The 23,398-nt window shown below is 36.2% G+C and carries 21 protein-coding genes; 19 read left to right on the top strand and 2 right to left on the bottom strand.

The window, feature by feature from the left end; all coding sequences use genetic code 11:
- Nucleotides 1–14 precede the first annotated feature (14 nt).
- The 5 genes from CIB29_RS07555 to CIB29_RS07535 all read left to right on the top strand — a co-directional run bounded on the left by CIB29_RS07555 (nt 15) and on the right by CIB29_RS07535 (nt 3,792).
- Entirely contained in the window at nt 15–947 is a 933-nt protein-coding gene (locus CIB29_RS07555; protein ID WP_094548367.1) for a GGDEF domain-containing response regulator, read from the top strand.
- 11 nt (nt 948–958) lie between these two features.
- Nucleotides 959–1,510, top strand: a complete 552-nt coding sequence (locus CIB29_RS07550) for a hypothetical protein (RefSeq protein WP_094548365.1) — start codon at nt 959–961, stop codon at nt 1,508–1,510.
- A gap of 116 nt (nt 1,511–1,626) precedes the next feature.
- A complete protein-coding gene (gene cwlD, locus CIB29_RS07545) occupies nt 1,627–2,295 on the top strand; it encodes an N-acetylmuramoyl-L-alanine amidase CwlD (protein WP_242965100.1) in 669 nt (222 codons plus the stop codon).
- 257 nt (nt 2,296–2,552) lie between these two features.
- On the top strand, nt 2,553–3,104 hold the full coding sequence (locus CIB29_RS07540; protein ID WP_198543796.1) for a chromate transporter: 552 nt from the start codon (nt 2,553–2,555) through the stop codon (nt 3,102–3,104).
- A gap of 94 nt (nt 3,105–3,198) precedes the next feature.
- Nucleotides 3,199–3,792, top strand: coding sequence for a chromate transporter (locus CIB29_RS07535; RefSeq protein WP_094548363.1), 594 nt, complete (start codon nt 3,199–3,201; stop codon nt 3,790–3,792).
- A gap of 196 nt (nt 3,793–3,988) precedes the next feature.
- Here the strand turns inward: CIB29_RS07535 and CIB29_RS07530 are convergent, their stop codons facing one another.
- Complete coding sequence (locus CIB29_RS07530) at nt 3,989–5,257, bottom strand: glycosyltransferase family 2 protein (protein WP_094548361.1); 1,269 nt, start codon at nt 5,255–5,257, stop codon at nt 3,989–3,991.
- Nucleotides 5,258–5,747: 490 nt separating this feature from the next.
- Between CIB29_RS07530 and CIB29_RS07525 the strand changes: the two genes are divergently transcribed.
- From CIB29_RS07525 to disA, 3 genes are read left to right on the top strand one after another with little or no spacing between them, the layout of a single operon-like run.
- Complete coding sequence (locus CIB29_RS07525; RefSeq protein WP_094548359.1) at nt 5,748–7,679, top strand: glycoside hydrolase family 15 protein; 1,932 nt, start codon at nt 5,748–5,750, stop codon at nt 7,677–7,679.
- 44 nt (nt 7,680–7,723) lie between these two features.
- Entirely contained in the window at nt 7,724–9,085 is a 1,362-nt protein-coding gene (gene radA, locus CIB29_RS07520; RefSeq protein WP_094548453.1) for a DNA repair protein RadA, read from the top strand.
- A gap of 16 nt (nt 9,086–9,101) precedes the next feature.
- Entirely contained in the window at nt 9,102–10,184 is a 1,083-nt protein-coding gene (gene disA, locus CIB29_RS07515; RefSeq protein WP_094548357.1) for a DNA integrity scanning diadenylate cyclase DisA, read from the top strand.
- Between the two features lie 127 nt (nt 10,185–10,311).
- On the opposite strand, the gene CIB29_RS07510 is transcribed toward disA, so the two are convergent.
- Nucleotides 10,312–10,710 carry a nucleoside triphosphate pyrophosphohydrolase family protein gene (locus CIB29_RS07510; protein WP_094548355.1) on the bottom strand — a complete coding sequence of 133 codons (399 nt, stop codon included), beginning with the start codon at nt 10,708–10,710 and terminating at the stop codon, nt 10,312–10,314.
- Between the two features lie 382 nt (nt 10,711–11,092).
- Between CIB29_RS07510 and CIB29_RS07505 the strand changes: the two genes are divergently transcribed.
- From CIB29_RS07505 to CIB29_RS18370, 11 genes are all read left to right on the top strand, one after another.
- Complete coding sequence (locus CIB29_RS07505) at nt 11,093–11,575, top strand: CarD family transcriptional regulator (RefSeq protein WP_094548353.1); 483 nt, start codon at nt 11,093–11,095, stop codon at nt 11,573–11,575.
- Nucleotides 11,576–11,650: 75 nt separating this feature from the next.
- Nucleotides 11,651–12,733: a PIN/TRAM domain-containing protein gene (locus CIB29_RS07500; protein WP_094548351.1), complete on the top strand. Its 1,083-nt coding sequence runs from the start codon at nt 11,651–11,653 to the stop codon at nt 12,731–12,733.
- Nucleotides 12,734–12,923: 190 nt separating this feature from the next.
- Nucleotides 12,924–13,646: a 2-C-methyl-D-erythritol 4-phosphate cytidylyltransferase gene (ispD, locus tag CIB29_RS07495; RefSeq protein WP_094548451.1), complete on the top strand. Its 723-nt coding sequence runs from the start codon at nt 12,924–12,926 to the stop codon at nt 13,644–13,646.
- Nucleotides 13,647–13,943: 297 nt separating this feature from the next.
- A complete protein-coding gene (locus tag CIB29_RS07490; protein ID WP_242965098.1) occupies nt 13,944–14,372 on the top strand; it encodes a coiled-coil domain-containing protein in 429 nt (142 codons plus the stop codon).
- A 59-nt stretch (nt 14,373–14,431) separates the two neighbouring features.
- A complete protein-coding gene (gene ispF, locus CIB29_RS07485) occupies nt 14,432–14,920 on the top strand; it encodes a 2-C-methyl-D-erythritol 2,4-cyclodiphosphate synthase (protein WP_094548349.1) in 489 nt (162 codons plus the stop codon).
- A 61-nt stretch (nt 14,921–14,981) separates the two neighbouring features.
- Nucleotides 14,982–16,418 (top strand): proline--tRNA ligase, encoded by a 1,437-nt coding sequence (gene proS, locus CIB29_RS07480; RefSeq protein ID WP_094548347.1) that lies wholly within the window; start codon nt 14,982–14,984, stop codon nt 16,416–16,418.
- Between the two features lie 212 nt (nt 16,419–16,630).
- The gene (locus CIB29_RS07475; protein WP_094548345.1) at nt 16,631–17,413 is read left to right on the top strand and encodes a CAP domain-containing protein; all 783 of its coding nucleotides are present in this window, start codon (nt 16,631–16,633) and stop codon (nt 17,411–17,413) included.
- 157 nt (nt 17,414–17,570) lie between these two features.
- The gene (locus tag CIB29_RS07470; protein WP_094548343.1) at nt 17,571–18,434 is read left to right on the top strand and encodes a DUF6385 domain-containing protein; all 864 of its coding nucleotides are present in this window, start codon (nt 17,571–17,573) and stop codon (nt 18,432–18,434) included.
- 109 nt (nt 18,435–18,543) lie between these two features.
- A complete protein-coding gene (locus CIB29_RS07465) occupies nt 18,544–19,293 on the top strand; it encodes a DUF6385 domain-containing protein (RefSeq protein WP_094548339.1) in 750 nt (249 codons plus the stop codon).
- A gap of 163 nt (nt 19,294–19,456) precedes the next feature.
- Nucleotides 19,457–21,244: a tetratricopeptide repeat-containing glycosyltransferase family 2 protein gene (locus tag CIB29_RS07460; RefSeq protein ID WP_094548337.1), complete on the top strand. Its 1,788-nt coding sequence runs from the start codon at nt 19,457–19,459 to the stop codon at nt 21,242–21,244.
- Nucleotides 21,245–21,266: 22 nt separating this feature from the next.
- The gene (locus CIB29_RS18370) at nt 21,267–23,318 is read left to right on the top strand and encodes a glycosyltransferase family 2 protein (RefSeq protein ID WP_242965096.1); all 2,052 of its coding nucleotides are present in this window, start codon (nt 21,267–21,269) and stop codon (nt 23,316–23,318) included.
- Nucleotides 23,319–23,398 lie beyond the last annotated feature (80 nt).

The following is a 23,398-nucleotide window of genomic DNA, read 5'->3' as shown; positions in this document are numbered from 1 at the left end:
TGTGAGGCGTTGCTATGTTTAAAAAAAAGATACTAATTATTGATGATACTCCATTTATGATTAAATTAATATCAGATATCCTGCAAAATGCTGGTTATGATGTTACTAGTGCGACAGGAGGAGCTGAAGGATTACTTAAAGTAAGGGCAGAAAAGCCGGATTTGGTAATACTTGATGTCGTAATGCCCGGGATGAGCGGCTTTGAGGTTTGTAAAATTTTAAGAGATGATGAAAGTAATAACCTTATGCCCATTATTATCCTAACGGCTCAAGATAATGAAGAGGACAAATTGAAAGGCCTGGAGCTTGGTGCAGATGACTATATTACTAAACCTTTCAATCCACGGGAACTCCTTAGCAGGGTAAGAAATACTTTAAAGAGAATTGACAGAAACCGTTGGGCAAACCCTCTTACAGGGCTACGGGGCAATGTTGAGATACAGGCTGAAATCAACAGCCGGATTGCGCGCAAGGAGTTGTTTGCCGTACTATATATTGATTTGGATAACTTTAAGGCTTATAATGATGTATATGGTTTTGCCAGCGGAGACAGGGCAATAAAGCTAACTGCCGATATATTACAGGATAATGTCAATTTATTTTCTAACGGTAAAGACTTTATAGGTCACATTGGTGGAGATGATTTCGTAGTCGTTACTGTACCTGAAAATGCAGAAAAGATTGCAGAAGGGATTATAACTGATTTTGACAAAAAAATATTGGACCTATACACACAAGAGGATATACAACGGGGATATATCGTTACTACGGACCGATTAGGTAATCAAATGAAATTTCCGGTAATGAGTATTTCTATTGCTATTGTTACCAATGAACACCGGACTTTATTCAGTTCGCTTCAAGTTTCTGAAATTGCCGCTGAAGTAAAGAAAAAAGCCAAAAGTGTACAGGGAAGTGTATGGATAAAAGACCAAAGAAGGGGATAAGGGGAGTATTTATGAATCAGTATATCAGAGTATCTATCAAATTATTATGGAGCCATGTATTATTTGTGATACTGACGCTTGTATTTATGCCTGTGTTTGGCTGGCTTATTCAAAAGGAAAACGGGCTGTTAATTTTTAGCTGTATCATTTCTGTGCTTTATTTCTTACTTATCTATTCAGATGTATGGCAAGTAGCGCATAAAGATAGTAAACCCTATAGTACTACAAAGCCCTATGTGTTGAAAGGTGCTTTGTTTGGATTATTAGCTTCAATTATAACAATAATACTTGCTGTATTATTTTTTATTGCCCGATCTGGAAGTTTGAACTTCGATATTATAAATCCTATATATAGAGTATGGATGTCTATGTTTTTAGGCTTCTTTGAAACTTACGGTCAAACTTTTCCATGGGTATTTGCCTTAGTGGTATTGGTGCTTCCTTTAGCTTCATTCTTAGGATATTTAGCAGGGATGTACAATTTTAGCATACAAGAAAAAATAGCTATGTTATTCAATAGGACTGCAAATAAAAATAATACAAATCATAATAAAAAGAGTTAACAAAATAGGCATATCCCCTCTTTAATAGGAATAGTAATAATATAAAGCTTAATAATAGAGGTGATATGCCTGTGATCTTGATGGTTCGAAGAACAAACCTTTTACTCATAATCCTTATGTGTATTCTATCTTATATGATTTTTAATCTTTACTCCGAAACTGAAGTTCCTACAATAGCACTTCCTACATCCAACAGGATAATCATTGTTGATGCCGGCCATGGGTATCCCGATGGAGGAGCTTCAGGTACAGTAACAGGGGTCCTTGAAAAAGACATTAATCTTGCAATAGCACAGAAACTTCAGGTATTAATAGAGCAAAGCGGAGGAATGGTAGTACTCACGCGGGCAGATGATAATTCGATCCATGATTCTGATAAAGAAACGATAAGGGCAAAGAAAAACTCTGATCTAAAAAACCGTAAAAAAATTATAGATGAAAGTCAGGCAGATGTATTTATAAGTATTCACTTAAATAGATTTGAACAGTCAAAATATTACGGTGCCCAGGTATTTTATGCTACTAACAATGAACAGAGTAAAGTACTGGGAGAAATTATCCAAAAAGAACTCATCGAGGTATTGGATAATGGAAACACGAGAAAAGCCAAACCAGCAACCAGTGATATTTATTTGCTCCGTGATCCTCCAATTCCGGCAGTGGTTGTAGAATGCGGCTTTTTATCAAACCCGGAAGAGGAGAGACTTCTGCAAACAGATAAATATCAGAAAAAGATTGCATGGAGTATATATATTGCATTGATGAAGTATTTTAATACGTTGTAGTGAGAAGTGGATAGTGAAAAGTTTTTTGAATTAAGAATTGACGCACTTTTTCAGCGGTCTAGAACGGTTCGTTTGATGAAAATACAAGATTGGAAGAGCATAAAGATTCTATCATGAGATAGGGTCTTTTATTTTTTGTATTTTGTGTTAGAATATTAAGGTGATTTTAATTTGGATATGGCGGATGCTATGGCGGAGCTATCTTCTCACTATTCACTCCCCACTCCTCACTAAAAAAGCAAAGGACTGATGTTATTATGAAAAAAGCTAGTTTAAAGACACTCTGGAAAATGTTCATTATTTTCTTTCGCATTGGCGCTTTTACCATTGGAGGAGGCTATGCAATGCTTCCTTTGATAGAGAGAGAAGTAGTAGACAATCAAAAATGGGTTACAGAAAAAGAAATTGTGGATGTATTTGCTATTTCCCAATCTATTCCCGGCGTAATTGCCATTAATACATCAATATTTATCGGTTATAAGGTAGGCGGACTGGTTGGTGCTATAGTTGCAGCTTTAGGCGTAATATTGCCGTCTTTTCTTATTATATTAGTTATTGCATTTCTTCTATTCAATATACAGGATAATATTTATGTTCAAAAGGCCTTCACAGGGGTAAGGGCTGGAGTTGTAGGATTAATCGGACTTGCAGCCTTGAAGCTGGGAAAAGCAGCAATTAAAGATAAATTAGGAGTTATACTGGCAGTAATAGCTTTTATTGCTATCGTTATTTTTGATATTCATGCAATATTAATTATCGTTTTTGGTGGAATTGTAGGATTTATAGCATACGGTTCGTCTGCCGTATAGGATTTTTATGCGGCGGAGGAACCGTGCGAAGCCACTGAAAAAGCTTGATTTAGCAGGAAGAAGAGGCAAGATTCGGAGCGTGGAGGGATAACAAATGATTTATATAAAATTATTATGGATTTTTTTTAAAATAGGTTTATTTAGTTTTGGCGGAGGTTATGCAATGATTCCTCTTATACAAGAGGAAATACAGGCAAACGGTTGGGTAGAAGCTAGAGAATTTGCAAATATAGTAGCGATTTCCCAGATGACCCCGGGGCCTATTGCGGTAAATGCAGCTACATATATAGGGACAAAGACGGCAGGGATACCGGGCTCAGTTTTTGCAACTCTGGGAGTTTCACTCCCATCATTTATTCTGGTACTATTAATCGCAAGATTTTTTGCAAAGTTTAAAGACAATTACATGGTGGAGGCGGTACTAAAGGGAATACGGCCGGTAACCATTGGTTTGATAAGCTCAGCAGTCATATTTTTTGCGGAAATGTCAATCTTCAAGGATAAACTTCCTTTTGAAAGAATAAAATATATGCTGACAGGAAAATTTGTTAACTTATTAGAAGGCATTAGAATAGAACCTGGAGCGTTTTTGATTTTTATTATTATTTTAATTGCGGCAAAGAAATTTAAAATGAATCCTATAATAGCTGTTGTTAGTTCGGCAGTGCTCGGGATGATACTGATTTAATGGAATATTAGTTCATAGTTTACGGTTCACAGAAAAGATAACTATCTGTGAGCAGTGAACTATGAACTATAAACCGCCTGCGGACTTGCCGGGAGAAATGTTAAAAGATAGGGCAGGAATTTTTGTCTCTGCAGCGTTTTGAAGTAGTTTGACATAAATAATAATATAGGGGCAGACCCGTGTGTCTGCCCCATTTTTATGCCTTTTCTAACTCACTAATACTAATTTGACGGGTATGTTTGGTATGGAACCACTCTTTCTTATTCTTGTCCAGTATTCCGTGGATAGTGATAGGTATCCATGTAAGACCATAATAGGGATAAATCAAATACCCCAACATTACTTTAAAGTTTAATTTTTTCTCTAATGCCATTGCAAACGGTGCATAAATAAATTGAGCTATTACAAACAGATCCCATATTATGGCGTTAGGAAATAAGTATCTTATATAAAAGACACCCAGTTTGCCATGAGGGTAAAAGTTCTGGAGCAATGCCAAGGACATAATAATACCTACCGCAATAATTCTCAACGGCTGCAAGAGATAAATAGCACAGTCTAATGCCACAATGTCCCCTTCTTTTATGGCTTTTAAGACTAAAGGTTTAAAGTAGCGGCTGGCTACGTCTGCATGTCCCTGCATCCATCTTTTACGCTGCAACCATGATTGGGAAAGCGTTAAAGGTTTTTCATCGTAAACAATTGCATTATGTGCCCAGGATACTTTATAATTGTTTAATGCCAATTTCATTGTAAACTCCATATCTTCGGTAAGACATGTAGCGCCCCAGCCCAGTTTTTTTAGAACATCCGTACTAATGGCAAATCCTGTACCTGACAACATACAGCACAGGTTGAGATTGTACCGTGCAAGCTGGAACAGCCTGTTTATTGTCCAAAACGCAATTGAATAGCAGCAAGTAATCCATGAATCAAAAGGATTTTTGCTATCTATATATCCTTGAACAGCTTTATGGCCTTTTTTAAACTGTTTATCCATTTCCAGCAAAAAGTTATTGGATACTATGTTATCTGCATCAAAAACCACTATAGCGTCATATTTTTTTTCCATTGCAAAAATTTTATTAAACATCCATTCCAAAGCATAACCTTTACCTTTTTCTACGTCATTAAACCTTTCATATACAATGGCACCCTTCTCGCGGGCTATAGCAGCCGTACTGTCTGAACAATTATCGGCAATTACAAAAATATCATATAATTCTTCAGGATAATTTAATTTTTTTAGGCTTTCTAGCATATGCCCAATGACTTTCTCTTCATTATGAGATGGTATAACAAGTGCAAACACATTAGCAGGCTGGGTATCTCCTGTGGTCCTTTCTTTTTTTTGTATCCAGCCAAATAGTGATGTGCTGAAATAATAACTGCCTATTACAAAAACAAAAATCTGAACAAAAAAACTAAAATAGTATGATAAAGAATGATTGTTTAAAACAGACATCTTTTAACCTCCCAAAATACCTTACATTTACAAACAAAATAATATACAATAATCGCAAGAGTGATTTTTCTTTGTGTCAAGCTACTGCGAATCCTATGAAATGATATAATATTTAAGTAAAAAAAGCAAGGGCTAAAAAAATCAAATTTTGCAAATAATAATTTGATTATATATATCTATATCAAATTTATTAAGCTAATTTTCTTGTTTATATTAAAATGTTCTTAAATTAACAACATAACGGATGTAAAAATTAATTTATATGTTGCGATTATAGAATTTAGTTATACAATGTATGATAAAATAATATAAATGCATTGCAATAATGTTTAGAAAGGGTGCATTTAATATATTTGAAGAATATTATTAACAGGCTCTAAGCCTTTTTACAACGTTCTTTCCATAATATTCTTCAAATATAAAATATACGCCCATTTAGAAATATCAGGATTTATAGGTCAGCAACAATGAAATGTGTAGGAGGAATGGGATGAAAACTTATTTTAATGATGCCGTAATTGGGAATTCGCGGGTTCTAGGCTGTATCGACAGGAAGGGTGAACTGGTTAGATTATTTTGGCCTCATATCGATTACCCCCAGCACATAGAAAGTTTTCAACTTGGAATATATATTCCAGGCAGCAGTTATAGTACAAGATGGCTGCAGGGTGATGGATGGGAACGTGAGCAGCAATATATCCAGGATACTAATATGTTAAAAACTTTATATTTAAGCAGGGAAATAGGTTTTAAGATAACATGTATTGATTTTGCTGTTATTGAAGAAGACGTTTTAATCCGTCATATTGAGATAGAGAATATAAGCGGACAGGAGAAAAATATTAATCTATTGGCGTTTTCCAGTTTTATATCTAACACCACTGATTTGAGAAGCACCTTATTTGATTTTGAACTGGATTGTTTGATACATTACCGGCATAGTTATTATTTTGCTATTGCTGGAAGCAGCAGAGTTGTAGATTATCAGATAACAAATGATCCATATAATGCAGCAGTACGTTCGGAATTTTATGGAATAGATGATATAGGAATGAGCGGTTCGGCTGTTCAAGCCTGGGAGTTGGGACGGTTTCAACCGTCAGATAAAAAGGCAGTCAGTTTATATATTTGTTGTGCACATACACTAAAAGAATGCACCCGAAAAGTTTTAAAAGTAAAAAGTCAGAATGTTTACTCGCTTATTGAAGATACAAAACGATACTGGTTAAATTATCTTGATGGTGGTAAAAAAGTAAGTACCGGTTCAAGTGACTTAGATGAATTATACCGCCGTTCCTTACTGGTGTTCAAATTAATGAGTGATGAAATGAGTGGAGGGTTGTTAGCTGCACCGGAAGTAGATGAACATTTTACCCGCTGTGGAAGATATGCTTATTGTTGGGCGAGAGATGCGGCCTTTATCACTTCAGCCTTAGACCGTGCGGGATATACCAACCTTGTGGAGAAATTTTATCAATGGGCAGTAAATGCCCAGGGAGAAAATGGTTCATGGTATCAAAGATACTTTTTAGATGGAAATCTTGCTCCTTCATGGGGACTGCAAATAGATGAAACAGGAACAATTTTATGGGGAATGTTACAGCATTATTATATTGTTAAAGATAAAACATTTCTCCAGTGGGTATGGTATTCTGTAAAAAAAGGTGCAGATTTTTTAGCCGGTTTTATTAACAAAGAGAATAATCTCCCTAAGGCAACCTATGATTTATGGGAAGAAAGGATAGGGCAGCATACCTATTCTTCAGCGGCTGTATATGCAGGTTTGATGGCAGCAGTGGAGATAGATAAAATTTTGAACAAACAGGATTTCAACAGTGCAAGGTGGAAAGAAGCTGCACTGAATATAAAAAAATCTATGGAAGAAATACTATGGAATAAGGAACAGAACAGGTTTTATAGAGGTGTGAACTCCAGTGTTGAGGGCTGGGGCTTTGAAGGGCATGGCGGTAAAACAGAAATTGTTCTAAATCCGAAGGGATATAAAAAATGGGTGTCTGCATTGGATATTATGGTAGATGTTAGCCTTTTAGGAGTTGCTGTACCCTTTGAGGTGTTTGAATACCAAGATGAAAGGGTTAGCAGCACAGCCAGAGCTGTTGAAGAACACCTCACTTCCCATGGGGCGGGTGGAATACGGCGTTATGAGACAGATGGATATATGGGGGGAAATCCATGGATATTGACTACTTTATGGCTGGCCCTTTACCATATTAAGGTGGAAAATTACCATAAAGCAAAGGAATATCTAAAATGGGCTGTAAAGCATAAAACATACCTGGGATTACTCCCGGAACAGGTCAATAAAGACACGGGAGAACCTGCCTGGGTAATTCCGCTTACCTGGTCCCATGCAATGTATGTGTTGGTATATTTAGAACTTGCCGAAAAAGGAAAACTATGATAGATGTATTAAGTACCATTTATATAGAAAAAGGTGTGAGGAAAATGGCTAAAACAAAGACGATATTCATTTGTCAGGAATGCGGATATGAATCTCCAAAGTGGTTGGGCAAGTGCCCGGCTTGTGGTGAATGGAATACATTGGTGGAAGAAATTCAATCCGCTCCCAATAAAACAATTACTATTAGTGGATTGAAAACGAGTCCAGTACATTTGAATGAGGTAGAAATTACGCAAGAAGAGCGGATTTCTACAGGGATAAAAGAATTAGACAGAGTTCTAGGTGGAGGAATTGTAAGAGGATCGCTCGTATTAGTGGGAGGGGACCCGGGAATAGGTAAATCAACCTTGCTGCTGCAAGTTTGCGAAATGGTAGGACAGAAAGCAAAAATATTGTATGCATCAGGCGAAGAATCGGTCAAGCAGATAAAAATAAGGGCAGACCGTTTAGGTATATCAACCCCAAACCTTTTACTTATGTCTGAAACTAACCTGGAAGCTATCCAGCAGAGTATGCAGGATTTAAAGCCTGATATAATAATAGTTGATTCCATACAGACCATATTTAAACCCGAGTTGACATCGGCACCCGGAAGTATCAGTCAGGTACGTGAAGTTACTATCAGCTTGATGAGAATTGCAAAAGAGAATAATATTGCGATATTTCTTGTAGGGCATGTAACAAAAGAAGGAACACTTGCCGGGCCCAGGGTTTTAGAGCATATGGTGGATTGTGTCCTATATTTTGAAGGGGAAAGGCATCAATCTTACAGAATCTTAAGGGCAGTTAAAAATAGATTTGGTTCAACCAATGAAATAGGGGTATTTGAGATGCAAGACAGAGGGTTGGTAGAAGTTGATAATCCTTCGCTCATGTTATTATCCGGCAGGCCTGTTAATGTTTCCGGTTCATGCGTTATCTGTACTCTGGAAGGTACACGCCCTGTACTGGCAGAGGTACAGGCACTTATTTCTCCCACCAGCTTTGGAATTCCGCGAAGAATGTCTACGGGGATTGACAATAACAGGATAACATTGCTAATGGCTGTACTGGAGAAACGGGTTGGATTGCATTTACAGAATCATGATGCCTATGTAAATGTAGTTGGGGGCATAAGAATTGATGAACCGGCAGCTGACTTAGGAGTCATTACCGCAATTGCCTCCAGTTTTAAGAATTTTCAAGTTTCACCTCAAACCTTGTTAATGGGAGAAGTTGGACTTACAGGTGAGATTAGGGCAATAAGCTATATAGACAAACGGGTAAACGAGGCATATAAGTTAGGATTTAATCAGTGTATAGTACCATTGGAAAATGCAAAAAATCTAAAGCAAACAGGCGATTTGAAGATCATTGGAGTAAAGAGTGTGAGTGAAGCACTGGAAATAGCAGCAAGCAATAGCTGATAAATGGAGGTAACACATGCGCGAGGAACGAGTCAAAGGGAATGAGTTAATAGATGTACTTAAGGTGGTTGCTCCCGGAACGCCCTTAAGGGAGGGATTGGAAAGCATTTTAAGAGCAAAAACGGGTGCACTGATTGTTGTAGGTGATTCAGCACAGGTTATGAACTTGGTTGATGGGGGCTTCACTATAAATAAGGATTATGCACCGACCTATTTATATGAATTGGCAAAAATGGACGGCGCCATTATTTTGAGCCGTGATGCCAAAAAGATTTTATTTGCAAATACCCAGCTTATTCCAGATCCTTCTATCTCTACTATGGAGACTGGTACCCGCCACAGGACGGCTGACAGAGTAGCCAGACAAACTGGAGAATTGGTAATATCAATATCCCAACGTCGAAATATTATTACACTCTATAAAGGGCAAAATAGGTATATACTAAATGATACAGGCAGAATTTTAACAAGGGCAAACCAAGCTTTACAAGCTTTAGAAAAATACAAGGTGGTATTGGACAGCGCGATGACTAATTTAAGCGTGCTCGAATTTGAAGATATGGTAACTCTCTATGATGTTATAATAGCTATTCAGAGAGCAGAAATGGTAATGCGGATTGCGTTTGAAATAGACAAATATATCTGTGAATTAGGTAATGAGGGGCGGTTAGTGAGCATGCAGCTTGAGGAATTGGTAAACCATACTGAAGAGGATGAGGTACTGGTGATTCAAGATTATTTTGTACCCCTGGAAGGAAAGACTGCTGATGATGTGTTAAAACAGGTTCGGCTTTCTTCTCAAGAGGACCTGCTGGACCTCACATTTTTATGCCGTTCATTGGGTTATTATGGGGGCATGAGTATATTAGATGCCAGTGTATTTCCAAGAGGGTATAGAATGCTTAGCAAAGTGCCTAGAGTACCCATGTCAGTTGTTTCAAATTTGGTTTCCAGGTTTGAGAATTTTCAAGGCATTTTAAGAGCTTCTATAGGAGAACTGGACGATGTGGAGGGTATAGGAGAAATAAGGGCCAGAACAATCAAAGAATCATTAAGAAGAATACAGGATCAGTTGTTAATGGATAACCGAAGAATATAAAAATAGTTCATGGTTCGTAGTTCTTAGTTCATGGTAAAAACATTCATTCTACGAACTATGAACCATGAACTAAGAACTATTTTATCATTATTTGTAAGCTTTGCTCATATGTGGTTAATCTCAATCTTTATCTCAAATTATATTTCCCGAGCATTTTTATCCTATCCAATTCTTTAATTAATATATCATACATATTCAAATCCAATATATTACATAATGAAGCGAGATAGAACAAGTTACGGCCCATTTCTTTTTCTATAGTATCTCTACAATTATCGCATAAAGCACCTTCTAAATGGGTGGACATGCTATCACGAATCTCATCAAAGTTGCCATCTTCAGGGAAAATTTGTTTATCGGCATTGATCTTTATACAACCACATTGGGTTACGGCCTTAACAATTGCCCGATTTACTCTTGCGTTCGAATCCTGATATTTGGTTAAAGAATCAAGAATGCTTTTATTTCTCACCAACAACTCTAGTACTGTGTATTGAAATTCATCACTTAGTATATCTTTTACCATCATTTTCCCTCCTTGCACCGGTTCATGTTACTGTTCATAATACTCATTATAATTATACTTTTAGATAAAGTGATTTGTCAACGGATTGGTAATAATTACACTAATTTTCCAAAAAAATATACTCTGTTTTAAATAAATAAAATTTATTTTTAAAGAAGTGAGCAGAGTAGAAAAAAGCAGCGCTTGATAAGTTTTAAAATGTTAATTCTATGATGCTACGATTATAAAATTTCATGAAAAGTGTTGACATAAAGATAAGTTAGATGTTAAAATAATAATTTTTTGACAGTATTCTTTATTTATAGTATACTTATATATGTATATGTCAAAAATAAAAATGTGGAATAAATTGCATAGTTTTTTGCAAGGAGGGAACATCCAAATGTATAACATCGGTGATAAAATCGTTTATCCAATGCATGGTGCCGGTGTGATTGAATCTATTGAAGAAAAAGAGATCCTGGGGAAGAGACAAAAATACTATGTTATGAAGATGCCTATCGGAGATATGAAGGTCATGATTCCTATGACAAATATTAAAGAGATAGGGATAAGGGAAATTATTAACCAGCAAGAAGCAGAAGGGGTTATTCAAATTTTTAAAAGCGGTAAAACTGACATGTGCAGCAACTGGAATAAGCGATATAGGGAAAATATGGTTAAAATTAAGAGTGGAAATATATATGAAGTTGCAGACGTTGTTAAGAATTTGATGTACAGGGATAAGGAGAAAGGCCTTTCCACCGGTGAAAGAAAAATGTTGAACAGTGCAAAGCAAATTCTCATCAGTGAGTTGGTACTGGCCAAAGGGATGAAACAAAGTGAAATTGAAAGTATGATAGAAGGCATGTTTAATGAGATATAATTGTAAAAAAATATGTTTATTTTTTACAATTATTTGATATAATGGTATATATGCCAATGAGGAGGTGGATATTTAATGGTAAATAGGGTGGTCAAAGGGGTATTATCAATGGTTGGAGGTGCTATTGGTATAAGCCTGATTTTTCTGTTTTTTCAGAAATCACAGATTAGCCCTAATTCCTATGTTGTTTCGACCATAGTGCTGTATGTTGGTGGAGGTTTAATGGGAGCTACACTATTCTACATAAGTGGAGCAAAATTTATGTCTTTCTTGCGGGATATTTTATTACATATTGAAAGGACACTTCAAAATAGGACTTCTCATGAAATATTATCTGGTGCACTAGGACTCATAATTGGTTTAATTATTGCAAATTTAATATCATTGCCTATTTTGTCTATACCTATTATAGGAACTGTTCTAGCCATAACTGCCAATGTCATGTTAGGATATCTGGGGATAAGCATCGCATTAAAAAAGAAGGATGAGTTAAGTGATAGTGTATTCTTCCTAAAGAAAGGCATTATAAAGCGTTCCAATCCCTCTATTCAGCCTAAAATTCTGGATACGAGTGTTATCATTGATGGAAGGATAGCAGATATTTGCAGGACAGGGTTCGTCGAGGGACCTTTAGTTATTCCGGCGTTTGTGCTAAGGGAGTTACAACATATAGCTGATTCTTCAGATGCCCTTAAGCGCAATAGAGGTAGAAGAGGATTAGATATTCTTAATATCATTCAAAAAGAATTGGATATTCCGGTTGAAATCTTAGATAAGGATTTTGACACTATTCATGAAGTAGACAGTAAATTGCTCAAATTAGCTGAATTAATGAATGGAAAAGTGATCACCAATGATTATAATCTTAATAAAGTAGCCAGTTTCCAGGGAGTACCGGTATTAAATATAAATGAACTTGCAAATGCCGTAAAACCTGTTGTTTTACCTGGTGAGGAAATGACCGTACTTGTTGTGAAGGATGGAAAGGAAAATGGTCAGGGAGTAGCGTATCTGGATGATGGAACCATGATCGTGGTAGATGGCGGCAAAAGGCATATAGGAGAGTCGGTTGGTGTGCTTGTGACAAGTATATTGCAGACTCCAGCAGGCAGAATGATATTTGCGAAACCTAAATATGAGATTGAAAGAGCAGTGTAAATTTAATTAAGAATTGAAGAATTAATTATTTCTAGTCTTTGTAACTAATAGTGCAATTATTAAATATGTAATATTATCGTTTTTATTTCAACTGAGCCAACCCCGGGTTGGCTTTTGTCAATTGTCAATTCTTAAGTGGGGGGAATATTATTTGCTGGACATATTTAAAAATTTTTTTAAAGAGCACAAAATGAATAAGAATAAAGAATATTGTTCTGCTATCATTGTGGCTGCAGGAAAAGGGTCGCGAATGAATGCTTCTAAAAACAAACAATTTATAAACATTATCGATAGACCGGTCCTTGCCTATACTTTGCAGGCTTTTGAAGACTGTGAGCTGATAGATGAAATAGTTGTTGTCACCCGGCAGGAAGATATCATGGCCTGTAAAGAAATAATTGATATGTCTGAGTTGGTAAAGGTAAAGAAGATTGTTGTTGGCGGGAAGGAAAGACAGGATTCCGTCTACAATGGATTGAAAGAAATAAGTAATGAAGCAACTATCGTAGCTATCCATGATGGCGCAAGACCTTTAATTTTGCCTAAGCATATTGAGGAAGCTATTGAAGCTGCTGTACAATATAATGCAGCAGCGGTTGGCGTAAGAGTTAAAGATACTATTAAGCTGGTAGATGATAATAACAATATTGTAAATACTTTAGATAGAAGTAAGCTCTGGGCAGTACAGACACCTCAGGTTTTCAAGGTGGAAATATTGAAAAGAGCTCATCAAAAAGCCATTGAAGAGGGAATTAGTGCAACAGACGACTGCATGCTTGTGGAGCAGATGGGCTATCAAGTGAAAATGGTGGAAGGAAGTTATGAAAATATAAAAATTACTACTCCGGAAGATATTTTCTTGGCGGAAGCGATTATAAGTGGCAGAGAGTTAGAAGAAGATGAATATGAATAATAAGATGGAAAAATCATAAAAATTCGATTGAACTAAGTAATAAGTAAAGGTATAATAAAATATAGCTATATAAGTATTACTAAGTACTTTACATTGTCTATTTTAGTTCACAGTTCACGGTTCACGGTATTTTCTTGGCTAATTTCTGTGAACTGAGAACTGAGAACCGTGAACCGTGAACAAAATAACAATAATGTAACATACTTAGTGCTATTTATATAGTTCTATATAGTAATTAATGGTCTGTAACTTACTTAGTAATATTTATATATAAAAAACTTGATAGGGGTGATATTTATGGAAGAAAAAATATTAGCAATGCTCAATAAAATGAATGAGAGGCTTGGAGGCATCGAGACAGAAATTAGAACTATGAAGACGGAAATTGATTCTGTGAAGACGGAAATTGATTCTGTGAAAACGGAAATTGGTTCTGTGAAAACAGAAATTAGTTCTATGAAAACAGAAATTAGTTCTATGAAAACAGAAATTAGTTCTATGAAATCGGAAATTAGCGCTATAAAAGTGCAACAAGAAGAGAATACAAGAATCTTAAGAGCATTGGAACATTCGACACAGGTAAACAAGGCCGAACATGAACAAATGATGATGGAAATGGCGGAGATTAGCAAAGAAGTAAAAAATCTCAGGAAAGATGTATCTAATGTTGAAGTTATCACCGCAAGCAATTGGACTGATTTGGCACGGTTAAAGGCAGTCAAATAAATATATAAATAGCATATAAAGTATTTAGTGCGTTCTATAGAATAAGGTGGTTTGATGAAATGAGGATCGGACATGGATATGATGTACATAGATTGGTAGAAGGTCGAAAATTAATACTGGGCGGTGTAGATATCCCCTATGAAAAAGGGCTGTTAGGACATTCGGACGCAGATGTTTTAATTCATGCTATACTGGATGCATTATTAGGTGCTGCAGCTCTGGGAGATATCGGCAAGCATTTTCCGGATACAGATAATAAATATAAAGGAATATCCAGCATGCTTTTATTAAAAGAAGCAAAGAGAATTCTGGAGGAAAAAGAATATTATGTAAATAATATAGATGCCACTGTCATTGCCCAACGGCCTAAACTGGCACCATATATACAAACAATGAGACAAAATATTGCCAATATTCTGGGAATTAATATAGAACAAGTAAATGTGAAAGCAACCACTACAGAAGGATTGGGTTTTATCGGGACCGGTGAAGGCATAGCTGCACATGCAGTATGTGTAATAGTGAAGAGTGGGGAGTTTGGTCCTTGACAGTCCGATAATTATGTTTTATTATTGATGTGTAAGACAAGGGAGTAAAAGGGATGAAAATATGGTAAAAGATAAAAAATTTGTTGAAGCAATTACATCCATGGATGAAGATTTTGCACAATGGTATACTGACATTGTAAAAAAAGCAGATTTAGTTGACTATTCCAGTGTCAGAGGCTGTATGATTATTCGTCCGTATGGATATGCAATTTGGGAAAATATTCAGAAAATCCTAGATGCGCGGTTTAAAGAAACAGGACATGAGAACGTGTACATGCCTATGTTTATTCCAGAAAGTTTGCTGCAAAAAGAAAAAGACCATGTAGAGGGATTTGCTCCTGAGGTTGCATGGGTAACTCACGGAGGAGCAGAAGAACTAACCGAAAAGCTCTGTGTACGTCCTACTTCGGAAACACTATTTTGTGAGCATTATGCGAACATTATTCACTCCTATAGGGACCTTCCTAAGCTATACAACCAATGGTGTTCTGTTGTTCGTTGGGAGAAGACTACACGTCCTTTCTTGCGTACATTAGAATTTTTATGGCAAGAAGGCCATACTGCCCATGCTACTGCACAGGAAGCCCAGGAAGAAACCATTAAAATGCTTAATGTATATGCAGATTTTTGTGAAAAAGCACTAGCTATTCCCGTGATAAAAGGTCAAAAAACGGAAAAGGAAAAATTCGCTGGAGCGAAAGCTACCTATACTATTGAAAGTTTAATGCATGACGGAAAGGCGCTGCAGACTGGAACATCGCATAATTTTGGAGATGGATTTGCAAAAGCTTTTGGAATTCAATATACAGACCAAAACAATCAATTACAATACGTTCATCAAACATCCTGGGGTATGACTACACGTTTGATAGGGGCGATGATTATGGTACATGGAGACGATAATGGTCTTGTACTGCCTCCAGTTGTTGCACCTGTACAATTGGTTATTATTCCTATTGCACTACACAAAGAAGGTGTTAAAGAAAAAGCTTCCCAACTGAAAGAAAAGTTGGCAAAAGTAGCAAGGGTTAAAATTGATGATAGTGATAAGATGCCGGGATGGAAATTTAGTGAATATGAAATGAAAGGGATACCGGTTCGTTTGGAAATTGGACCAAAGGATATTGAAAACAATCAAGCTGTATTGGTCCGAAGAGATACAAGAGAAAAGATTTTTGTTTCTCTAGATGAAATTGAAGAAAAAGTTGCACAATTGTTAGAACAAATGCAAATAGATTTATTGGAAAAGGCAAGAAAAATGAGAGATGAAAAGACTTATACCGTAAAGAATTTAGAGGAATTCAAGAATGTTTTAGCACAAAAATCCGGTTTTATTAAAGCGATGTGGTGTGAAGATAGAGCATGTGAAGATAAGATTAAGGAGGAAACAGGGGCAACAGCCCGTTGTATTCCATTTGAACAAGAGCAAATTTCTGACAACTGCGTATGTTGCGGCAAACCAGCAAAACACATGGTATACTGGGGCAAAGCGTATTAATTAACGAAAGAATATTAAATTTTTATAATAATCATTGATAATGAAGCCAGAAGAGGGCTTCTTTTTTTGTGCATTTTATATTATAGTTGCCGTGGCAAACTTGAAAATTGTTTAATCTCAACCACAGGTTGCTATAATTTAACAATAATAAAAAGTTAAATTCTGCTTAAACTAACTATGAGTTAACAATATATGTTAAGGAGTGTTATGGAATGAAGAAAACATTATCATTTTTAATTATTTTAACAGTACTGTGCACAGTATTTGTTAGCAGTTCGTCTTCTATTGTTGCGGCGGCTGCAAAAACACCCTTTAGCCGTACGAATATACCAGCTCAATTGCAAGTTACTACTGCAGCAGGTCTTAATGTAAGGTCAGGTCCGGCAACATACTTCACTAAAGTAGGTGTTGTTTATAAGGGCCAAATTGTAGACTGTATTGGTAAACTAGGAGATTGGTATATTATACACATGAACAATGACACTGTTGGTGTTGTTTCGGGAAAATATGTAAAGCCTTATTATCCACCGAACAGTCAGCCGGCACCAAAGCCAGCTCCACAAAATCCGGCACCAACGCCTGCACCTGCTCCAGAACAACCGGATGGACAGATAAGTGCAGAAGCACAAAAAATACTTGACCTTGCCAATGCCGAAAGGGCGAAAGTAGGGGCACAGCCGCTCAAGGTAGATATGAAGGTAATGGAAGTAGCAAATCTTAAAGCAAAAGATATGGTTGAAAAGAACTACTTCTCACATACCTCACCTACTTATGGTTCTCCTTTTGATATGCTCAAGCAGTTTGGTGTAAGCTATAAGTATGCCGGAGAGAACCTGGCAGGAAATACTTCAGCGGAAAGAGCGCATAATGCCTGGATGAACTCTGAAGGACATAGGAAAAACATACTTAATCCGAATTATAACTATATAGGAATTGGAATTGCTGATAGTCCGAAATATGGAAAAATTTATGTGCAGATGTTTATAGGAAGATAAGTGAATAAAAAAGCGAAGCAGATGATTGCTTCGCTTTTCACTTTTTATATGAATATTACATAGTATAAGTAAAGGCGATTTTCAATTTGAGCAAAGGTCATTTAATTTTTATAAGGCTGGAGAGCTATTCCTAGTATGGGATGAAAGGGGGTTGCATATGGAATCAATTATTATTAGACCTCAGATACAGATTGTATATATTAATCGGAATAATCCTTCAAAAAATTACCATAATGTTTCGGCTGCATGTTTGGGAAGGTACGATTTAAGTCATATATATAGAATATTAATAAAATTTCCTATTACTGCTATACCGGAAGATGCCATAATAATAGAAGCAAGTTTCAAGATGTATGTAACTGCGGTAGGGGCAGGACAACCTAATGAAGTAACATGCTATGTTATAACAGAACCATGGGCGGTGGATACAGTTACATGGAGCAATCAACCTTTATTTAGTTCGGAATTATCCAGCGGAAGTATAAACATCAACAAAGCAGGTCAGTATACATTTGATATAACCGAAATTGTTAAGAAGTGGTATAATCATGAACTAATAAATTATGGCTTGATTTTAAAAAATGATGAAATAAAGGATGCAACTTTTGCAAAAGTATTGATTGATTCCGGCAAAACATTTATGCCTATGGTAGAAGTAAAATATGTGATGAAATGCAAGTGTGGATGTGAATGTAAAGCAGTACCTACTGAATTTGTTGAAGCTGTGGAAGAGATTAGGGTAGGTGATATGTATGCTTATTCATCTACAATGAACACTTCATTGATGAAAACCATAACTTATTTTATCAAGAATGCAGGCCCTCATCCTGTTACTGCAAAATTACAAATTAGTCCTAATAGGGCAGATTTTATAGATGATAATGGAAATGTAATTATCGAGCCTGGCGGAATGACTGCTATTGTTCCTTACTGTTTTGCAAAGTTCACACGAATGGCGGTTAGAAATGTAGATACCTCAGAAGCATCAATAGTTAAAATATGGTATCAAGCGCAAAAGTAAATTTAAAAAAGTTGATAGCGAAGAGTAAAAATGCAGTCACAGATTTTGTAAGAATGACATAATATAAACTAGAATTTTATTATTCCTCCTGGAAAGGAGGTGAGAAGTGATGCCAAATAATCTAGTGTTTAATGGAACTGCCAGTCAACTTAAAACGCAAATAAGCGGTGTGGATGGAAACGGTAATACAGTAGCGATCCTCACGGATTCCAGCGGTAGATTGGATTTAGGTACGGTAACAGTAACAGCTCAGAACCTTGACATCAGGCCGATAACCGGAACAACCGACAGTATTACCATCTGGAACTCAGTAGTAACAGTGACTGCCGAAAACTTTGACATCAGGCCGATAACCGGAACAACCGACAGTATTACCATCTGGAACTCAGTAGTAACAGTGACTGCCGAAAACTTTGACATCAGGCCGATAACCGGAACAACCGACAGCATTACTATCTGGAACTCAGTAGTAACAGTAACTGCTGAAGATCTTGATATAAGAGCATTATCAGCAGCGACAGATAGTATAAAATTGTCCTCACGCCTGTTTACTGAAAGCTATACAACAGTAGCAGGAGTTATCGACTCAGCCGGCATATTCGTACAAAATACCGGTGAGCAAAGCATGTATTCCTTCTATGTATTTAATACTGGATCCAATACGGTAACCGTCCAACTGCAGATTAGTCCAACAACTACTGCCAGCTATTTTGTGGACGATACAAGTGGTCCGGTAGGTGTAGCAGCAGGCCAAAAAACTACGCTTGTAGCAGCTAAATTCTTGCAGTATACGCGATTATTCTATGAAACAAGCGGTGTAACCTGTACGTTCGACGTTTACTATAATGCGCAGGTATAATCAGTTAGCATGCTAACTAATCTCTAAATAGGTTAGGACATAAGGCCAAGCTTTTAAACGTGGTCTTATGCCCTAATTTATTAGGGGCATTTTGCAATATCTGCATTCATATATATCATAGAGAAGATGAATCTAATCCAGAGGGATATTGAAGGGGAGAATTATGGAAAGAAAAAAGACTGTCAGCTTATGCATGATTGTGAAAAATGAAGAGAAATATTTAGAAAGGTGTCTAAAAAGTGTAAAAGAACTTGTAGATGAGATGATCATTGTAGATACAGGGTCGACAGACCGGACGGTCGAGATTGCAAAAAAAATGGGTGCAACAGTAAAGTATTACCAATGGGATAATAACTTTAGCAATGCAAGAAACTTTTCTTTGCAATATGCCAGCAAGGAATGGGTCTTGTTAATGGATGGAGACGATGAGTTTAATAAAGAACATTATGACAAGTTTATTCAACTTGTCAATACATCGACAAAAGATGGACATTTTTTTAAAACATTAAGCTATGCAGGGGAAAGACCCGGAAAGGATATAGTGTCAAATCTTAACTTGCGGCTGCTGAGGAATAACAAAAAATATCAATTTGTAGGTGCTATCCATGAACAGTTGACCTGTGTAAATGGTAAAATGGACTATAACTATTTTTCCACAGAAGATATTGAAATCTTTCATTATGGGTATCTAAATGATGTGGCGGCAGAAAAAAACAAGCGGGAAAGAAATATTTCAATTATTGAAGAAGAACTTAAGAAAGATCCTCACAACCGTTTTCATCTATTTAATTTAGGAAATGAATACTTTGCTTTAGGAGACCAGAGGAAAGCTCTAGAACTATTTGATAAAGTTTATAGGAATCTGGATTTTAACGCCGGATATTCATCTAAGCTAGTAATCAGACGTATCATGTGCTTTGATGAGTTGAGAGAATACAGAGAGGCTTTAAGGGCTATCGAAGAAGGGCTAAAGGCATACCCTGGGTTTACAGACCTGGAGTTAATAAGAGGGCATATCTATTTAAAAAATAGACAGTATACCCTTGCCATGGATAGTTTTAAAAAATGTATAGAACTTGGTCCCGCACCTATACAACTGGAGTTTCTTGATGGATGTGGCACCTACCGGCCGTACCAGGCATTGGGGGAGATATATTTTCAAATGGAGGACTATCAAAAAGCTTTTGAATGCTTTGAAAATGTATTAAGGATAAATCCATACTTACAGAGCCCGGTTTATAGGATTGGTAAAATATTAAATATTTTATATGAAAACAAGAGATATGTATCGTTTAGATTATCCCAGTATTTTAATTTAGAGTATGTACCTAACCTGTTATTAGTTGCAGGTGTATTAATAAGCGAAGGCTTATATGATATAGCAATGGGATATCTGGAAAAGGCGAGGGAGATGGATAAAAGCGACAGTCAAGTGAATTTTTTGATTGGCATCAACCTATTTTATCAAAAAAAGAGTGCAGAAGCGGTTAAAATGTTTATTAAATTGCCGGAGAAAAGCAGTGAATATCGGGAAAGCTTAAAATATATATTCATGTATAGTCTTATGCATGACCTAAACAATATTGAAACTGTACTTAATAAGATAAAACAAAGTAGTGATGATTTTTTGTACAGAATATACCTTCAATTATATAATGTTTTTTCAGGTAAAGAAGAAGTAATTCTCTTAGAAGAAGACGACCATGATAAAATTCTTCAAATAACACTGGCAATATTAGCTGAACTGTTAAAGATTCAAGAGTTTGATTTGTTTGAAAAATTATTGAATGTGTTAAATTTTATAAATTCTAACAAGGTTCTTCTTGAGCTGGGAAAATTATATTACAATAATGGATTTAAACAAATGGCTGTCAATGAGATTTTAAGATCTATAAAAGAATTGAATGCAATTGACCCTGCAGGGGTTGAAATACTATATAAAGAAATATGAACTAAAAATGGGAGTAGTGAAAATGAGGATGAAATTTAAAGTATTGATAGGGAGTCCTGTACGGCAGGTGCCGGACATTTTAAAGGAGTTTCTTAAATCTTTAGATGAGTTGGAAAAAGATAATATCCATGTGGATTATTTTTTTATAGATGATAATGATAGTGATTTATCAAAGAAAATATTAAAAGATTTCTCATCATCAGCATTTTCTTTAAGAACCCTTTCTTCACAAAATAAGAGGAAAGTAATTATTGAACAAGGGGATGCGCTGGAAAAGTATATCTGTACTGAAAAAACTCATCAATGGAATGAAAATTTAATATGGAAGGTAGCAGCTTACAAAAATAAAATTATTGATTATGGCAGAAGAAAGTTTTACGATTATATATTCTTAGTAGATTCTGACCTTGTTTTACATCCCAAAACCTTAAAAAGTCTGATTTCTGCAAAAAAAGATATCATATCAGAAATCTTTTGGACCAAATGGCAGCCGGATTCTCCTGAACTGCCACAGGTATGGTTGTATGACCAGTATTCATTAGTACCGCAAAGCAGAGGGGAGAGACTAACACAGGAAGAAAGCAGTATACGGGTTAATAAATTTCTCGAACAGTTGAAAAAACCAGGAGTATATGAAGTAGGGGGATTGGGTGCCTGTACGTTAATAAGTAAAAAAGCCATACAAAAAGGGGTCAGCTTTGAAGAAATTCATAATGTATCTTTCTGGGGAGAGGACCGCCATTTTTGTATTAGAGCGGCAGCGCTGGGCTTTCAATTATTTGTAGATACAACCTGCCCGGCATATCATATTTACCGTCAGAGTGATCTTGAAGGAATAGAGGGGTACAAAAAAGAGCAGCTAAAGGAAGACAGTGCACAAAGCAGTCCACCTCCTGTGCAGGTGTCAGCTGCAAGAACTGTTAGTGAAACCGATATATCCAACACAATCAAAGATTTTATTCAAAAGTATTTTTCCTGTGATTATAGGATTGTAACCGGTTTTGAAGGACATAGATATTTTACTCAACAATATATTAGTAAGCTGATGCAGAGACAAGATTCAGATATTAACTGCTTAATCAAAAACAAAATTAGGTGCATGGCCTTTCCTCTAAGTATAAATGTAGATGTAGAGAAAGCCACAGAAGGGGTGGTAAAAGCAAAGGTAAACTTTAGTGTGAAAAGTATAGGTGAACAGGGTGAAAAGGAGAGATTGTTCGGGTGTGATCTAATTTTAAAGGAGTTCAACAGGTCTGTATGGTTGGTAGACTTTATATCCCTCAAAAATGATCAAGGAACCAGTTTGCTGGGGATTTCCCTTGTTGATTTGTTGGAAAGCCGGGAAAGAATTGATAAAAGTACAAACAATAAAGTGACACTCGCCATGTTGGTCCGTAATGAAGCCAATAAATACCTGAATAAAGTTTTATCCCATGCAGTAAGATACATTGACAATGCAGTAATTTTAGATGATGGCAGTGAGGATAATACGGTAGAAATTTGCAAACAAATCCTCAAGGACGTACCTTCATATATTGTTTCAAATAAACGATCTAATTTCAGCAATGAAATTTCTTTACGCAAACAGTTATGGGATATGACGATTAGCACAAAACCTGATTGGATTTTATGTCTGGATGCCGATGAGATTTTTGAAGATAGCATCATTAACTTCATACGTCAATTGATTGATCAACCTACTTTTGACTATTATTCCTTCCGGCTTTACGATTTCTGGGATGAGTCACATTACAGGGAAGATAGTTACTGGCAGGCACACAAGTATTACAGGATATTTTTGACCAGATATCAGCCCAACTTTCACTATACATGGCATGAAACGCCCCAGCACTGTGGTAGATTTCCCAATAATATCAGCATGTTGGAAGGGTGTCAGTGCAATATAAGGCTGAAACACTACGGATGGGCAAGTGAGGCATTAAGGTGGGAAAAATATAAGAGATATATGGAACTTGATCCCGAAGGGAAATATGGAAACATTAACCAGTATCGAACTATTTTAGACCCGAATCCAACGCTTATACCTTTCACTTTTCGCAATGATATTACATAATATATATTACTATAGCAGATAATGTAAGATAATATTTGCTTCTACCAATATTATTTCCGCTGTTATCTTAACTGCCGTAG

Source organism: Petroclostridium xylanilyticum (genome assembly GCF_002252565.1).
Lineage (GTDB): Bacteria > Bacillota > Clostridia > SK-Y3 > SK-Y3 > Petroclostridium > Petroclostridium xylanilyticum.
The sequence above is the reverse complement of the archived record's forward strand: the minus strand, read 5'-3'. Positions and strand labels throughout refer to the sequence as shown.